Raw genomic sequence first — 14,472 nt, 5'->3', positions numbered from 1 at the left:
TAATGAATCAAAATAAAGTGATATTAATTGTAGACGATGACAACCGGAATATTTTTGCGCTCGGTTTGACCTTGAGAGCGAGAGGATACCAGGTTGTCAGTTGTACTTTAGCAAAGGATGCAATTCAACTTTTGGAAGAGGGAAATGATATTTCATTGGTGCTAATGGATATGATGATGCCTGAGATTGATGGCTATGAAGCGATTCGTTTGATTAAGGCTTCCACGGTCATTAAAGATCTTCCCATTATAGCTGTAACTGCCCAGGCAATGCCTGGTGATCGGGAGAAATGTCTGGCATCGGGGGCGAAGGCTTATGTTTCAAAACCGATTGATGTTGATTTGCTGTTGACAGAAATAGAACGATTGATATAGCGATGTTAGGTCATAATATAATTAAAGATGAGGAGATCGATATTTTATTGGAAGATATCTATCGGCGCTATGGCTACGATTTTATACAGTATAGTCGCGCATCAATCAAAAGAAGGATCAACCGGATTATGACGAATGACCGATTTGCGAGTTTTGCCGAGCTCCGATTCGCATTGAAAGACGACCCGGAGTTTCTGCAGCATTTTGTGGAGGAGATTACGGTGAATTTGACGGAGATGTTTAGGGATCCCTTGTTTTTCCGGCAATTGCGTGAGGAGATTTTGCCGCAACTGGGAACCTATCCGCTGATTCGGATTTGGATCGCTGGATGCTCAAGTGGAGAGGAGGCTTATTCGCTCGCAATTTTATTGAAGGAGGCCAATCTGCATCATAAATCATTGATCTATGCAACGGATATTAATCCGCGGGTGTTAGAAATAGCGCGTAATGGAATATATCCGTTAAGCCAGATTAAGTCGTTTTCAGAAAACTATATTGAATCCGGTGGAAAGCAAGACTTTTCTAATTATTATACGGCAAATTATGAATGGGCGAAATTTGATCCGGAGCTGAAACAAAAAATGATCCTATCAACCCATAACTTGGTGTCAGATACCTCATTTAACAGCTTTCAATTAATACTGTGCCGGAACGTGTTAATTTATTTCAACAAGGATTTACAAGACCGCGTTTTTAAGCTATTTGATGTAAGTCTGGAAAATTTGGGATATCTTGCATTGGGCAGTAAGGAAACCATAAGGTTCTCCAGTATACAACAGAATTTCACCGCAGTGGGTGATCAAAAAATTTGGAAAAAACTTTATTCGTTATAATAGGGTTCTATTTAAAAATGATACGACATTCAAACCATAGTAGACCCCTATAAAAGACATAAATTAAGCTATATGAGTAAAAGAAAAACTGTACTGATATTTGAAGATGATACGATTATTTTGGAGGTCATAACAGTCGTGCTGACAGATTTGGGGTTTCATGTTGAAGTTTCCGAGACTTCACACGATATTATTCAAAAGGTAGAAACAACAGAACCTAATCTTATTTTGATGGATAATTGGATCCCAAATATTGGGGGAGTAGAGGCAACCCGCCTGCTGAAGGCTGATGAGCGGTTTAAACATATTCCGGTTATTTATGTGTCTGCCAATAACGATATTGAATCATTAGCTGCTCGTGCAGGGGCAGATGATTTCCTATCCAAACCCTTTGATCTGGAAGATCTGGAAGATATTGTTAATAAACATATCTAACAAAGATCGGATCGTACTATTGTTATATCCTATTGACAAACGACTTATAGCCTACAGATTTTTGTAGGCTTATTCAATGAGCTATGATGTTGAATCCCCCGTCGGTATCCGTTGTAATTCACTCGGTTCATTTTTTTGTCGTTTAATACTTTTGATCAAACATTGTTTGCAAAAGTCTATAAACGACAAAACCCGACTACCGTCGGGCTTTATTTTTGGTGGCGGAGAGTGAGGGATTCGAACCCCCGAACCTGTGACAGTTAACGGTTTTCAAGACCGCCGCATTCGACCACTCTGCCAACTCTCCGCGACAAAAGTACGATTTTTTGCTCTCCTGCCAAATTTTATTTTAGAAATACTTCTTATTTTGCTTTTATAAACTGGATATCAGCACTAAATTTTACGTCATCACTCACCATCACACCGCCTGTTTCCAAAGCCGCATTCCAATTAAGTCCAAATTCTGAGCGTTTGATCTTTCCTTCTACGATAAATCCAGCTTTGGTATTTCCCCAAGGGTCTTTCTGAATACCTGCAAATTCCACTTCAAAAACAACAGGTCGAGTCACGTCCCGGATAGTCAGATTTCCTTTGATTTGTTCATTCGCTAAGCTTGTTGCTTCAAATGTTATCACTGGGTATTTTTCTACGTCAAAAAAATCAGCACTTTTTAAGTGTCCATCCCGTTGTTCATTTCGTGTATTGATTGACGCGGTATTGATAGTTACCTTTGCAAGTGCATTATCAAAAGTATCATTGTCTGTATCGAGATCTATTTGAAAACTGTCAAAGTTTCCTTTAACGTTTGTGATCATCATGTGTTTTACTTTGAATTCTATCTCGCTATGTGCAGCGTCTAATTCCCATTTTCCTTGTGCCATAATTTTTGTGTTTTCTTATTTGTTTAATAACACAAAGGTAACAGCAGCTTTTAAATTTTTGTTTGACCTAGATCAATAAAATAATCTTGTTGAAAAGCAATCAGTTATTGAAAAACCGCAAAAAAAAGCAGATGATATTTTGGAATTGTTGAACAAATGTCTACTTTTGCATTACCGAAAACGACGCGCCAATAGCTCAGCTGGATAGAGCATCGGTTTTCTAAACCGACGGTCTCAGGTTCGAATCCTGATTGGCGTACGAAACTGTAAAAAGGTCCTTAATATCCTTATTAAGGACCTTTTTTACTTATTAGCAAGTTGCAGCCATGCTACATGCATCTTGACCCAACCTAGGATCTGAACAGGTATTGTTCTCCTTTTCAATTTGTCCCTTTCATTAAAAATTGCACTGTTTTTAGCGAAACTATGTAGCCTGAGGATAATTTATCCACGATTTAAGTGTAGTCATCCTATCGTTAAGCATCTGTTTTTTTGTATCTTTAGTGAAATTTGATATATATTGATTTTGGCTTATCATTACTGATCTGAATGATCTATAAGGGGTAATGGTAAGTTGAATTAAAGATCTAATGGATACAATATGGATGAAACATTCAAACAACAGGTGTATGAATTGGCGAGACTAATTCCAAAAGGGCGAGTCTCAACTTATGGCGCAATTGCTAGAGCGCTGGGGTATCCAAATCATTCCCGCCATGTTGGAAAAGCAATGGGGGGGTGTCCCAAAGATGTGCCTGCGCATCGGGTGATTTCAAGTGGCGGAGTACTGTCGGTTCCAGAGTTTCAGTCTAAACTGGAGAACGAAGGTGTTGGAATAAATAATCTCAGGATCAAGGATTTTAAAAAGATATTTTGGAATCCGATGGATGAAGTTTAATAAATCGATAAAAGATGAAATACTGCGCTTTTCTACGAGGGGTAAATGTAAAGGGAACCAACATGAAGATGGTCGATGTATGCCAGGTATTTAAAGATGTTGGGATGGATCATGTGAGTTCAGTGTTGGCTTCCGGAAATATTGTTTTTTCTTCGGGTAGGTCTGCGGAAGAACTTAAAATAGTTCTGGAAGCAGCGATGTCCAGTTACTTTTCCTATGAAGCCTTTCTTTTCATTAAGTCGCAGGAAGAAACAAATTTATTTTGGAGTAGCATTCCCTTTGAAAAACATCCCGATTTTCATATTTATGGTTTTGTAGGTTTACATGGGATAGAAGAAGTACTCATGGATGAATTTAATAAAAGTGCCAAAGCCGATAATGAAAAAGCGGAAGTGATCAATGGACTGTTTTACTGGCAGATCCCCAAAGGAAATACATTAGATTCAACATTCGGAAAAGTTTTGGGTAAGAAAAGTCTGAAGGATAAGTTCACCAGCAGGAATGTGAATACATTTGAAAAAATTTTGAAGATCATGCATTAAATCAATGTGTGTTGATATAATGAAATTATATGCAAAAAGTGTATTGATTATCGGAAGGCAATCAATACACTTTTATGTTAATGAAGTAATTTATACTTTGATTTAGCCCTTATTAATCTCCGCAGATTGAGCCCATATATTGATATGTCCATCTTTTGCATACAGATCAATTTCCCGGATTTCCTCTGGACTAAATGATAGATTTTTGAGCGATCCCACACAATCAATGACCTGTTGTGGCTTGGATGCGCCGATCAGTGCCGAAGTCACTTGCTGTTTGCGAAAGACCCAAGCGATGGCCATTTGGGCCAAAGACTGCCCCCTACGTTGTGCAATAGTATGAAGTGCCTGTATATTATGTCTGTTTTCCTCACTTAAGAACTTGGTCTGCAATGATTTTGACTGTGATGCCCTGCTATCCTCTGGAATATGATGTAAATATTTGTCCGTTAGCATACCCTGGGCGAGTGGCGAAAAAACAATAGAGCCAATACCGATTTCATCCAGTGTGTCCAATAGCCCATCTGTCTCAACCCATCTGTTTAACATAGAATAGCTGGGCTGATGAATAATAAACGGTGTTCCCAAGGATTTCAATATTGCGTAAGCCTCTTTGGTGCGTTGCGAATTATAAGACGAAATACCAATATAAAGGGCTTTTCCACTTCGTACAAGTTGATCCAACGCCATCACGGTTTCTTCTAATGGTGTATTTGGGTCAAAGCGATGTGAATAGAAAATGTCAACATAATCTGTACCTAGACGTTTTAAAGATTGATCACAACTCGAAATAATATATTTTCTGCTGCCCCATTCGCCATAGGGGCCATCCCACATGTGGTATCCTGCTTTCGACGAAATAATCAATTCATCCCGGTGGTCAGCAAACTGTTGTCTAAGAATTTGTCCGAATGCAATTTCTGCACTTCCTGGAGGCGGACCATAATTATTGGCGAGATCAAAATGCGTGATTCCAAGGTCAAAGGCCGTCGTGCAGATATCAACTTTGGTTTGATGGGCCGTGTCGTTTCCAAAGTTGTGCCATAGACCTAAAGAAATAGCTGGTAACTGAAGACCGGATTTACCACAACGATTGTATATCATCTGTTGGTAGCGATCAGGGTGTGGGATATACTGCATAAATTTGAATTGTTATAATCCAAATATAATAATAAACGGATTTCCTCGAATTGAAATTTAGTGTATTTTTATACGAAATTTTGAATAAGCTTATTCTATAAAAAAATATGAAGAAAATCACACTGATTATAGGCCTGTTGTTCATTTGGATGAGTAGCAGTAATGCACAGTCAAAACGGTTGTTATTTAAAACCACATTTGGAGAATTTAAGGTGGTACTTTATGATTTTACGCCAAATCATCGGGATTTGATTTTAAGGTCGATAAAGGATACTGTTTATCAAGGTGCATTGTTTAATCGCATTATTGAAAATTTCGTGGTGCAGGGTGGCGAGCACGATATAGATATTGAAAGGAGAGAAGCGGTAGACCCCCAGCACCGTAAACCACGTTTGGCGGCTGAGTTCGACCCGCGTGCTTTTCACAAAATGGGCTCATTGGGGGCGGGACGTGATGGTAATTCTGAAAAGGCATCTTTCTTAAATCAAATCTATTTTGTCGTTGGAAAGAAGATCAGTGCCGCTGATCTCGATAGTCTGGAAATAAAAAAGGGTATAAAATATAGTAAAAAACAGCGTAAGGAATATTTAGCGCACGGTGGGCAACCTAGACTTGATCATGATTTTACAGTCTTTGGCGAAATATATCAGGGTCTTGATGTAATCTTGAAGATAAGTCAGGTGAAAACAGATCAACAGGACTTCCCTTTAGAAAAAGTGCCTTTCAGTATTGTGGAGATCAAAGAATAAAACCATCTTTAAAGATGGTTTTATTCTCACAGAAGGAAGCTATTTTTTATATACTTTCCTTTATTTGTTGTGTTGTTCAAACTCTTCTTTTAATTTCTCGTAACGTTCTTTCCATTCGTTAGGTAGTTTTTCGGGGATATTTTTCAGGCTTTTCAACTGAAAAGCAAATACACAGGCGGCAAAGCCGACTGTACTAATTGCCATCCCGGTCCATATTACCAGAGATAACCCAGCAAAAAGTGGGTTCCAAAGTAAAATAAAACTAAAAACAATCCCTAATAACGCAAATAATGTAATCCAGCCCCAAGATTTACTACCATAGTTTTTGAGATCAAAGGAGAAGGACAACAATTGAAAAGACCTAAACAAAGCATAAAATCCGACAATAAAAGCCAAAGTTCCCGCAGATAACAGGGGGTTGGTCATCAATAAAATTCCAAATAAGGCGTAAAGGATACCACCGGTAAGGTACCAGCCCCAACCGTCAACCTCATTTTTGTTTTGTAAGGCAAAAATAATCTCTAGTATCCCCGAAACAATGAATGACCAGGAAAACAACATACTCAATGCGAGAAAGGATGCGACCGGCGTGGATATCGTATAGAAACCCAATAAAATCAAAAGAATTCCAATGATAAGCGGAATATACCAATGTTTAATGGAGGATCTGATTGTTTTTAAAAATGAATTTGCCATAATAATGTTGTTAAATTTAAATCTTTCCAATCTCTTTCAAAATAATGTAAGATGCCTATACAATATTGACTTCAGTATTTGCATACTTCAATCCCGCTTCAATTTTATGAACGTAAATGTTTATATTATAGATTATTATTTTCAATTCGCCAATTGGTTCAAATACTTTTTTCAATCATATGCTACTTCGTATCAGCAAACGTTTTGTTGTATATGGAAACATTACGCTGAGGGCAGGCCTCGTCGTATTTAATAATATATGAGTGTTAACAGTTACGTTAAACATTTGTTTCGGATACGCTCATATTTCTTGTTTTTTTGGAATTTGTAAATCATTTTGAAATCATGGACTCGAAGCTAAAAAGAATGAAACTAGCAACGTTAATAATTGGGAGGCGTCAATTTATTGACGGACAGGATATAGTAGGCGAACTTGCTGTCGCAATTCAAAATCAAAAAGTGTGAGGTGGAGAAAAGATAAAAAAGAAGAGTCCTCCAAGCATATTCGCTTGGAGGACTCTTTCTATGTGATTTGAAAGACTATCGATGATTTAGAATGCTACTTTTTTAGGATCCGATCCGGAGAAACCCATTGCTGGTAATGTCCGAATTGTCTTGATATCCTCCTCCGTAAGATCGAAGCTATCAATATCCAAGTTCCGTTTAATATTTGCCGGATTGGTGGATTTTGGTAGTGGTAAGATCCCCTGCGAGAGCGCAAATTTAATACAGATCTGTCCGACGCTGGTAGACTTCTGCTCAGCCAAAGCGATCAGGGTCTCGTCCTGCAATATTCTTCCTGATCCCAGTGGAGACCATGCCTGCACTAAAATATCATTTGATTTGCAAAGGTCAACAGTTTCCTGTTGAAGGTAACCAGGGTGGAATTCGATTTGATTGATAGCTGGGATGATTGCTGCTGTTTCCAATAATTTGGCGAGATATTCTTTTGGGAAATTGCTAACCCCGATAGCTTTCACTTTTCCTTGTTGGTATAAATACTCCAGCGCTTTCCAGGTACCGGCATTAATCGCTGCCCAATCCTCAAATTGAGTTTCGTTGGCAGGCCAGTGTATCAAATAGAGGTCTAAATACTCCAATCCCAAGTCTGTAAGGGATTTTTCGAATGCAGCGATTGCCTTATCATAACCGCGTTCAGTATTCCAAAGTTTGGTTGTTATAAATAAAGTATTACGGGCTATTCCACTGTCCTTGATCGCTCTGCCGACACTTTTCTCATTACCATAAATTGCCGCAGTGTCAATATGTGTATATCCTGCAACCAGAGCTTCCTTAACAGCTTGGTATGCGTCTTCTCCTTCCGGAATTTGCCAGGTTCCAAATCCAATTGCTGGAATATCAATTCCATTGTTCAATTTGAATGATTTCATGCTTAATTGTATTTTTTTGTTTGACTAAATTAGGGTTTCAATCGTATTATCTCGTCACTGAAATGTCAAGAGGGCTGCATTTTAAACCGACAGCGGCAAACTTATTCTGTATTGCCAAAATATATTTATTTTCACAATTTTATTGTCAAAAAGGTCGGATTAACGCATGGTTTATAGCATTAATTGTTATCTTTAGGCGAAATTTTGAGAAATTTAGATTTTTCACTGATTTCACATAGCATTAAAAATTAAACATATTTCTAATAGATTACTATGTCAAACAAATCAAAAATTGTTTGGACAAAAACAGACGAAGCACCTTTGTTGGCGACTTACTCGTTTTTGCCTATTGTACAAGCGATTACAGCTACAGCTGATATCGATGTTGAATTGAGAGATATCTCTTTAGCAGGTCGTGTTCTTGCAAGCTTTCCAGAATTTTTAAAAGAAGATCAAAAAATTGCCGATGCATTGGCAGAGTTGGGGCAGATGGCAACAACTCCAGAGGCAAACATTATTAAGTTGCCAAATATTTCAGCTTCTATTCCACAGTTGAAGGGTGCTATTACCGAATTACAAAAAGCAGGTTATGCTATTCCAAACTACCCAGATGAAGCAGCTACTGAGGAAGAAAAATCCATCAAAGCTAAATATGCAAAAGTGTTGGGATCAGCTGTAAACCCGGTATTACGTGAAGGTAACTCTGACCGTCGTGCACCTAAGGCTGTGAAGAATTATGCTAAAGCAAATCCACATAAGATGGGCGCTTGGGCAAAAGATTCAAAAACTAAGGTAGCTTCAATGACATCTGGTGATTTCTATGGTTCAGAACAATCTGTAACAGTAGAAAACGCAGGTCAATTCAAAATTGAATTTGTGGATGCGCAAGGAGCTGTTACTGAATTAAAAGGTCTTTCGCCGTTAAAAGCCGGTGAAGTAATTGATACTTCGACTTTAAGCTTGAATGCATTGAAAGGTTTTGTTGTTGATGCGATCGCTGAAGCGAAAGCTGCAGGTGTATTGTTATCTGCGCATTTGAAAGCAACAATGATGAAAGTTTCAGATCCAATTATCTTTGGAGCAGTGGTTGAAACATACTTTGCAGATGTGTTTGCAACTTATGGCGACTTGTTCAAAGAATTAGGGGTCAACAAAAATAACGGTTTAGGTGAAGTATATGCTAAAATTGCAGGTCATGCAAAAGAAGCGGAAGTGAAAGCTGCTATCGATGCTGCGATCGCGCAAGGCCCTGCTTTAGCGATGGTTAACTCAGATAAAGGTATTACAAATTTCCATGTTCCGTCTGATGTGATTATTGATGCTTCTATGCCTGCAATGATCCGTATCGGTGGTAAAATGTGGAATAAGGAAGGCCAAGAAGAAGATACGCTCGCCATGGTTCCTGACCGTTCTTATGCAGGTGTTTATGAGGCTACAATAGAAGACTGTAAAGCAAATGGCGCTTTGGATCCTAAAACAATGGGTTCTGTTCCAAATGTTGGTTTGATGGCTCAGAAAGCTGAAGAATATGGTTCACACGACAAAACTTTCCAAGCTACTGGTGATGGTGTGATCCGTGTCGTGGATGCCGAAGGTAATGTATACATGGAGCAAAAGGTCGATGAAGGTGATATCTTCCGTATGTGTCAAACAAAAGATGCACCTATCCAAGATTGGGTAAAATTAGCAGTAAACCGTGCGCGTTTGTCTGGTACGCCAGCGATATTCTGGTTAGATAAAGATCGTGCTCACGATAGAGAGATCATCAAGAAAGTAAAGAAATACTTGCCTGATTTTGATACAACAGGTTTGGATATTAGAATCCTATCGCCAATAGAAGCTACTAAATTCTCTTTGGAGCGTATCCGTAAAGGCGAAGATACGATCTCTGTAACCGGTAACGTATTACGTGATTATCTGACAGATTTATTCCCTATTTTGGAAGTCGGTACTTCAGCGAAAATGTTGTCTATTGTACCATTGATGAATGGAGGTGGTTTGTTTGAAACTGGTGCTGGTGGTTCGGCTCCAAAACACGTAGAGCAATTTCTTCAGGAAGGTTACCTACGTTGGGATTCATTAGGCGAATTTTTGGCACTGGGTGCTTCTTTGGAGCACTTGTCGCAAACGCAAAATAATGCTAAAGCATTAGTTTTAGCAGAGACGTTAGACGAAGCAACAGAGAAATTCTTGGCAAATGACAAATCTCCGGCACGTAGAGTGGGTCAGATTGATAACCGTGGATCTCATTTTTATTTAACATTATATTGGGCTCAGGCTTTAGCTGCTCAAACGAAAGATGCAGATTTAGCAAATCGATTTGCAGGTGTTGCAAAAGTCTTGACAGATAACGAAGCTAAAATCAATGAAGAATTGATCGGAGCACAAGGTCAGGCACAAAACATCGGTGGTTATTACTTCCCTAATGACGAATTAGCCACAAAAGCTATGCGTCCTTCCGAGACATTAAATAATGCAATAGCAGGTATCTAATCGCAATTGTCTTAATTAAATAATGAGAGCCCCGATCATTGATCGGGGCTCTTCTGTTTAGGTTTGGTTGTTTATATGCTCTTACTATATTGGGAGGAATGATCTATTTTAATGAATGTTTGACACCTTTAAAGGTCATTTCGACAGGTAGAATGTGACCATTTTTGTCAAATTTCATCTCATCGATACAGGTGACACGCTCATTGGCTCCTTCCTTACCTAGTGGTCTACGGTGATAGACGATGAAATATTTGTCTTTATTGGGTACTTTGATAACGGAATGATGTCCAGCACCGACAGCAACCTTTGGATCGCGTTCGAGAATTGTTCCGATACGTTCAAATGGCCCAAACGGGGAATCGGCAATTGCATAAGCCACTTTATAATCCGGACCAGTCCAACCACCTTCGGACCACATGAAGTAATATTTACCATTTTTAATAAACATAAATGGCCCTTCCACATAATCCTTTGGTGTAATTTCCTTGTAATAGGTGCCGTCATCGAATGGAAGCAAGCCTGTAAAATCAGATTTGAGTTTGACCATATTACAATGCTTCCAGCCACCATAGTACATGTAGAACGTTCCATCCTTATCTTTAAATACAAACTGATCTATAGGCTGCGCACCATTGATAATATCATTAATCAATGGCTTTCCTAGCAAATCTGTATAAGGCCCTTCAGGTTTGTCTGCTACTGCCACACCAATTCCGCCGATTTCCCCCTGATGGACATCGTTTGCGCTAAAGAATAGATAATATTTGCCCTTATTTTCAAGGACAGCCGGAGCCCACATCGCTTTTTTTGCCCATGTTACCTGATTGTTCTGAAGTACGCGAGGATGTTTTGTCCAACTAGTTAGATCTGAAGAGGAAAATGCATCAAAAAATACCTGTTCTTCGTAAGGTGCCGAATAAGTGGGAAAAACCCAATATTTGTCCCCATAGATGATACCCTCGGGATCGGCATAGTTTCCACGAATGACGGGATTCTGTTGTGCAAGGAGTGTGGTCGCCAATAATAAAGATGTTGTCGTAAAAAATGTTCTGATCATCGTTATGCTTTAAATGCTTAAGATACCACATCTTGCTTGTTGGGGTATTCAAAAAAAAATCATTTTTATGCTGATTTTTCTCAATATTTTCAAAATGTTAAAATTATGTTAAAAAGAGGCGATGCTTTCGATTCTTTCCGCTTTATTTCACATATTTGTTTATGTCATTTCCAAATGGCATAAATACTTTTCATAAAATAGGTTAATAATATGGCTAAGATACCCGAAGTCCCCCAGACTTCGGGTGTTTTTTTATTCACGCTCTAAACCGAAGATCATGACTAACCTTCCGTCGATATATAAGTTCAGCGTCTGCTCGGCGATATCAAATTGAATCTGCTTTTGCTCAACAACTGCGAAGAAATCATTTTCAATATTGGGGCCATTACAAGACTTCATGGTGCTTGCCAAGTGCGGAAAGCTTATCAGATTGTCTTTAATGCTAAAATTTCCCCAAAAATTATTACACCCCGTCGATCCGGCGATCGTTCCATTTTTTGCATCGAAACCAATATTGGCCCTATTGCTTGTTACATCTTTGCCATTTAATTGAAGTAAATTCCACTTAAATCTGGCTAGGAATGCGGCAACACTGGGGAGCTCAGTGACTTTATCTTTGGAAATAATATTAAGCAATTCATAGCGTATGCTGTCTGTATCTTTTGCTTTCGTTTGCTTTACTTTGATGCGATAACGATAGTGTTCCTGGTAATCAAAACCGAGAATGGGTAGCGAAATATATTCCCATTTGTTTTTTTTGTTGGATTTTATTTGTAGACAGGTCAATTTTCCGGAGACTGGATCATTGACATAATTCTCACCGATATCCCAAATGGCGATGTCAGAATGTTCAACTGGTAATTTGCTAATAATTTCCTCCAGTGTATAGATTGATGCTTGTGCTGTTTTTGTCTTTTTTACACGAATATTGTACTCAAAACCTGCATTGTAATTAAACTGTTGGATTTCCGTATAAAAATTCTCCCAATCCTTACTATTGTAATACTTTACAAGGTAAGGGGGCGTATTGTCAAGTCCAGATTTTACTTTTATCCGAAAGGAACTGCTCTGTGCCTGTAAAGTGTATTGGAATAAAAATAACGGAATTAAAAATAAGCTGGATTTAAGGGATTTCTTCATAATGGGCATTAAATATCAATAAAAACGTATCTTTAAACATGAATATTGCACGAACAAAAGTACTCTTGATGATTGTACTTTTTTTGTCCGGCCTACGGATATATGCCCAAAATAACAAGGATTATTTTAAAACACAAATCTCCTTAGGTGAATTGACAGATACACAGCTAAAAGAAGTGTCTGGAATTATGGCGGCTCAAGAGGAGGGGTGTTTTTGGGTTCATAATGATAGTGGTGATGGTGCAAACATCTATCTGATCGATCGTCAGGCCAATCTACTCAAAAGATTTAGGCTCGAAGGTGTAGATGTGATTGATTGTGAAGATATCGATCGCGTAAAAATCGACGGTAAAAATTACTTGATTTTGGCTGATATCGGCAATAACCTTGGGAAGCGAACTTGGGCAAGCTTGTATGTATTTCCTGAGCCTTCAGCCGATGATTCGCTAGTCATATCCAAAAAAGATATTAAAACCATATTTGTCAAATTTCCGGGGCAAAAACGTTTAGATGCGGAATCCATTATGGTCGATCCCCGTGATAATATGTTGTATATCGTTTCCAAACGTGAATTTCATTCCACAGTATACAGTGCTGCTGTTTTTAAGAGTGTCCGGCAACAGTATTTTACATTAACTAAAGTCGCTGAACTTCCTTTTACTTTTGCTACAGCTTCTGCTATCGATCCAACAGGAAGAGAGATGCTTATCAAGAATATTACCCATATCTTTTATTGGAAGAGAAACTCGGGTGAATCTTGGTCAGGGGCGCTACAACGGAAACCAATCGAAGTACCTTATGCAGTAGAGCCCCAAGGGGAAGCAATTACTTTTGACAATAAGGGTACTGGTTTTTATACAATTAGTGAACGTCCATTTGGTTTAAAATCCTATCTTTATTATTTTGAAAAAGTGTCTAAATCAACCGATAAATAACAGATCCAATTCAGTAAAAAAGCTTATTGATATGGGCCTGAATAGATTGAATGAATATATATCCAATTGCTAACATCATGAATTTAAAACAATTTTTACTTTTAACACTTGCGCTATTTTGCTTTGTAGCGGGTAGTAAGGCTGCGAGGGTGGATACCTTGAATATTCCGAGTCGGAGCATGGCAAAAGAGATTAAAACAGTGGTTATTCTACCTAAAGGTTATTCGGTGAATACGAAATATCCTGTTCTCTATTTACTTCACGGATATTCAGGTAATTATAGTAATTGGGTTAAAAATACCACTGTAGCTTCGTTGGCAGATCAATATGGATATATGGTGGTTTGCCCGGATGGAGGATTTGGAAGTTGGTATTGGGATATCGCAAATGATCGGAATTATCAATATGAAACATTTGTTTCCAAAGAACTGGTTGATTATATAGATCAGCACTATGTGACAGTCAAGGACCGAAAAGGTAGAGCAATTACTGGCCTGAGTATGGGAGGGCATGGCGCTTTGTCTCTTGCGATCAAACATCAAGATCTCTATGGGGCAGCCGGTAGTACGGCAGGAGGTGTTGATTTTAGACCGTTCCCTTTAAATTGGGAAATTAAGGATCGTATCGGTAATTATGCAGATGCACCGCAGATTTGGGATGACCGAGTGGTGATCAATATGATTCCGAAATTGCTGAATAATAAACTTCGTTTAATGATTGATTGTGGTAAAGAGGATTTTTTCTACCCTGTCAATGTCGCACTGCATGACAAACTCATGTATCACAACATCAACCATACCTTTGTTACAAGTGAGGGTGGGCATAATTGGACCTATTGGTCACGCTCTATTATCTATCAAATGGCCTTTTTTAATGAATTTTTCAATCAAGCAGAAAAAAAATAGAAA

Annotated in this window: 15 protein-coding genes and 2 tRNA genes; 10 read left to right on the top strand and 7 right to left on the bottom strand. The window is 38.5% G+C overall.

Features of this window, described 5'->3' with window-relative positions:
• Positions 1-2: 2 nt before the first annotated feature.
• The 3 genes from AC07UV_RS10170 (at position 3) to AC07UV_RS10160 (ending at position 1,642) form a co-directional block, all read left to right on the top strand.
• Complete coding sequence (locus tag AC07UV_RS10170) at positions 3-374, top strand: response regulator (protein WP_282254140.1); 372 nt, start codon at positions 3-5, stop codon at positions 372-374.
• A 2-nt stretch (positions 375-376) separates the two neighbouring features.
• Positions 377-1,207 carry a CheR family methyltransferase gene (locus AC07UV_RS10165; RefSeq protein WP_495183615.1) on the top strand — a complete coding sequence of 277 codons (831 nt, stop codon included), beginning with the start codon at positions 377-379 and terminating at the stop codon, positions 1,205-1,207.
• A gap of 72 nt (positions 1,208-1,279) precedes the next feature.
• Positions 1,280-1,642: a response regulator gene (locus tag AC07UV_RS10160; RefSeq protein ID WP_495183614.1), complete on the top strand. Its 363-nt coding sequence runs from the start codon at positions 1,280-1,282 to the stop codon at positions 1,640-1,642.
• Between the two features lie 219 nt (positions 1,643-1,861).
• On the opposite strand, the gene AC07UV_RS10155 is transcribed toward AC07UV_RS10160, so the two are convergent.
• A tRNA-Ser gene (locus tag AC07UV_RS10155) sits at positions 1,862-1,949 on the bottom strand.
• 55 nt (positions 1,950-2,004) lie between these two features.
• Positions 2,005-2,523: a YceI family protein gene (locus AC07UV_RS10150; protein ID WP_282254147.1), complete on the bottom strand. Its 519-nt coding sequence runs from the start codon at positions 2,521-2,523 to the stop codon at positions 2,005-2,007.
• A gap of 185 nt (positions 2,524-2,708) precedes the next feature.
• On the opposite strand from AC07UV_RS10150, the gene AC07UV_RS10145 reads away from it, so the two are divergent.
• The 3 genes from AC07UV_RS10145 to AC07UV_RS10135 all read left to right on the top strand — a co-directional run bounded on the left by AC07UV_RS10145 (position 2,709) and on the right by AC07UV_RS10135 (position 3,963).
• Positions 2,709-2,782: transfer RNA gene (locus AC07UV_RS10145), tRNA-Arg, on the top strand.
• A gap of 342 nt (positions 2,783-3,124) precedes the next feature.
• Positions 3,125-3,421 (top strand): MGMT family protein, encoded by a 297-nt coding sequence (locus AC07UV_RS10140; protein ID WP_495183613.1) that lies wholly within the window; start codon positions 3,125-3,127, stop codon positions 3,419-3,421.
• A 14-nt stretch (positions 3,422-3,435) separates the two neighbouring features.
• A complete protein-coding gene (locus AC07UV_RS10135) occupies positions 3,436-3,963 on the top strand; it encodes a DUF1697 domain-containing protein (protein ID WP_495183612.1) in 528 nt (175 codons plus the stop codon).
• Between the two features lie 102 nt (positions 3,964-4,065).
• Here AC07UV_RS10135 and mgrA read toward each other — a convergent pair whose 3' ends face one another.
• On the bottom strand, positions 4,066-5,103 hold the full coding sequence (gene mgrA, locus AC07UV_RS10130) for an L-glyceraldehyde 3-phosphate reductase (RefSeq protein WP_495183611.1): 1,038 nt from the start codon (positions 5,101-5,103) through the stop codon (positions 4,066-4,068).
• Between the two features lie 107 nt (positions 5,104-5,210).
• On the opposite strand from mgrA, the gene AC07UV_RS10125 reads away from it, so the two are divergent.
• Positions 5,211-5,852 carry a peptidylprolyl isomerase gene (locus tag AC07UV_RS10125; RefSeq protein ID WP_495183610.1) on the top strand — a complete coding sequence of 214 codons (642 nt, stop codon included), beginning with the start codon at positions 5,211-5,213 and terminating at the stop codon, positions 5,850-5,852.
• Between the two features lie 60 nt (positions 5,853-5,912).
• On the opposite strand, the gene AC07UV_RS10120 is transcribed toward AC07UV_RS10125, so the two are convergent.
• Positions 5,913-6,548, bottom strand: coding sequence for an HdeD family acid-resistance protein (locus AC07UV_RS10120; RefSeq protein ID WP_495183609.1), 636 nt, complete (start codon positions 6,546-6,548; stop codon positions 5,913-5,915).
• A gap of 551 nt (positions 6,549-7,099) precedes the next feature.
• Positions 7,100-7,939 carry an aldo/keto reductase gene (locus AC07UV_RS10115; protein WP_495183608.1) on the bottom strand — a complete coding sequence of 280 codons (840 nt, stop codon included), beginning with the start codon at positions 7,937-7,939 and terminating at the stop codon, positions 7,100-7,102.
• A 273-nt stretch (positions 7,940-8,212) separates the two neighbouring features.
• Here AC07UV_RS10115 and AC07UV_RS10110 point away from each other — a divergent pair, with 273 nt between their 5' ends.
• On the top strand, positions 8,213-10,432 hold the full coding sequence (locus tag AC07UV_RS10110; protein WP_495183607.1) for an NADP-dependent isocitrate dehydrogenase: 2,220 nt from the start codon (positions 8,213-8,215) through the stop codon (positions 10,430-10,432).
• A 103-nt stretch (positions 10,433-10,535) separates the two neighbouring features.
• Here the strand turns inward: AC07UV_RS10110 and AC07UV_RS10105 are convergent, their stop codons facing one another.
• Both AC07UV_RS10105 and AC07UV_RS10100 read right to left on the bottom strand, forming a co-directional pair.
• Positions 10,536-11,489, bottom strand: coding sequence for a glycoside hydrolase family 43 protein (locus tag AC07UV_RS10105; RefSeq protein ID WP_495183606.1), 954 nt, complete (start codon positions 11,487-11,489; stop codon positions 10,536-10,538).
• A gap of 252 nt (positions 11,490-11,741) precedes the next feature.
• The gene (locus tag AC07UV_RS10100; RefSeq protein WP_495183605.1) at positions 11,742-12,629 is read right to left on the bottom strand and encodes a DUF4377 domain-containing protein; all 888 of its coding nucleotides are present in this window, start codon (positions 12,627-12,629) and stop codon (positions 11,742-11,744) included.
• A gap of 38 nt (positions 12,630-12,667) precedes the next feature.
• On the opposite strand from AC07UV_RS10100, the gene AC07UV_RS10095 reads away from it, so the two are divergent.
• On the top strand, positions 12,668-13,564 hold the full coding sequence (locus AC07UV_RS10095) for a hypothetical protein (RefSeq protein ID WP_282254171.1): 897 nt from the start codon (positions 12,668-12,670) through the stop codon (positions 13,562-13,564).
• A gap of 77 nt (positions 13,565-13,641) precedes the next feature.
• Positions 13,642-14,469 (top strand): alpha/beta hydrolase, encoded by an 828-nt coding sequence (locus AC07UV_RS10090; protein ID WP_495183604.1) that lies wholly within the window; start codon positions 13,642-13,644, stop codon positions 14,467-14,469.
• The last annotated feature ends 3 nt before the right edge of the window (positions 14,470-14,472 follow it).

This window comes from Sphingobacterium sp. GW821-FHT03E03 (assembly GCF_059420745.1).
This window is presented reverse-complemented; position numbering and strand designations above follow the sequence as displayed.

Bases quoted from the DNA above. Each gene is read 5' to 3' on its own strand.
- AC07UV_RS10170 (WP_282254140.1), top strand. From the start codon at position 3: ATGAATCAAAATAAAGTGATATTAATTGTAGACGATGACAACCGGAAT.
- AC07UV_RS10165 (WP_495183615.1), top strand. From the start codon at position 377: ATGTTAGGTCATAATATAATTAAAGATGAGGAGATCGATATTTTATTG.
- AC07UV_RS10160 (WP_495183614.1), top strand. From the start codon at position 1,280: ATGAGTAAAAGAAAAACTGTACTGATATTTGAAGATGATACGATTATT.
- AC07UV_RS10150 (WP_282254147.1), bottom strand. From the start codon at position 2,523: ATGGCACAAGGAAAATGGGAATTAGACGCTGCACATAGCGAGATAGAA.
- AC07UV_RS10140 (WP_495183613.1), top strand. From the start codon at position 3,125: ATGGATGAAACATTCAAACAACAGGTGTATGAATTGGCGAGACTAATT.
- AC07UV_RS10135 (WP_495183612.1), top strand. From the start codon at position 3,436: ATGAAATACTGCGCTTTTCTACGAGGGGTAAATGTAAAGGGAACCAAC.
- mgrA (WP_495183611.1), bottom strand. From the start codon at position 5,103: ATGCAGTATATCCCACACCCTGATCGCTACCAACAGATGATATACAAT.
- AC07UV_RS10125 (WP_495183610.1), top strand. From the start codon at position 5,211: ATGAAGAAAATCACACTGATTATAGGCCTGTTGTTCATTTGGATGAGT.
- AC07UV_RS10120 (WP_495183609.1), bottom strand. From the start codon at position 6,548: ATGGCAAATTCATTTTTAAAAACAATCAGATCCTCCATTAAACATTGG.
- AC07UV_RS10115 (WP_495183608.1), bottom strand. From the start codon at position 7,939: ATGAAATCATTCAAATTGAACAATGGAATTGATATTCCAGCAATTGGA.
- AC07UV_RS10110 (WP_495183607.1), top strand. From the start codon at position 8,213: ATGTCAAACAAATCAAAAATTGTTTGGACAAAAACAGACGAAGCACCT.
- AC07UV_RS10105 (WP_495183606.1), bottom strand. From the start codon at position 11,489: ATGATCAGAACATTTTTTACGACAACATCTTTATTATTGGCGACCACA.
- AC07UV_RS10100 (WP_495183605.1), bottom strand. From the start codon at position 12,629: ATGAAGAAATCCCTTAAATCCAGCTTATTTTTAATTCCGTTATTTTTA.
- AC07UV_RS10095 (WP_282254171.1), top strand. From the start codon at position 12,668: ATGAATATTGCACGAACAAAAGTACTCTTGATGATTGTACTTTTTTTG.
- AC07UV_RS10090 (WP_495183604.1), top strand. From the start codon at position 13,642: ATGAATTTAAAACAATTTTTACTTTTAACACTTGCGCTATTTTGCTTT.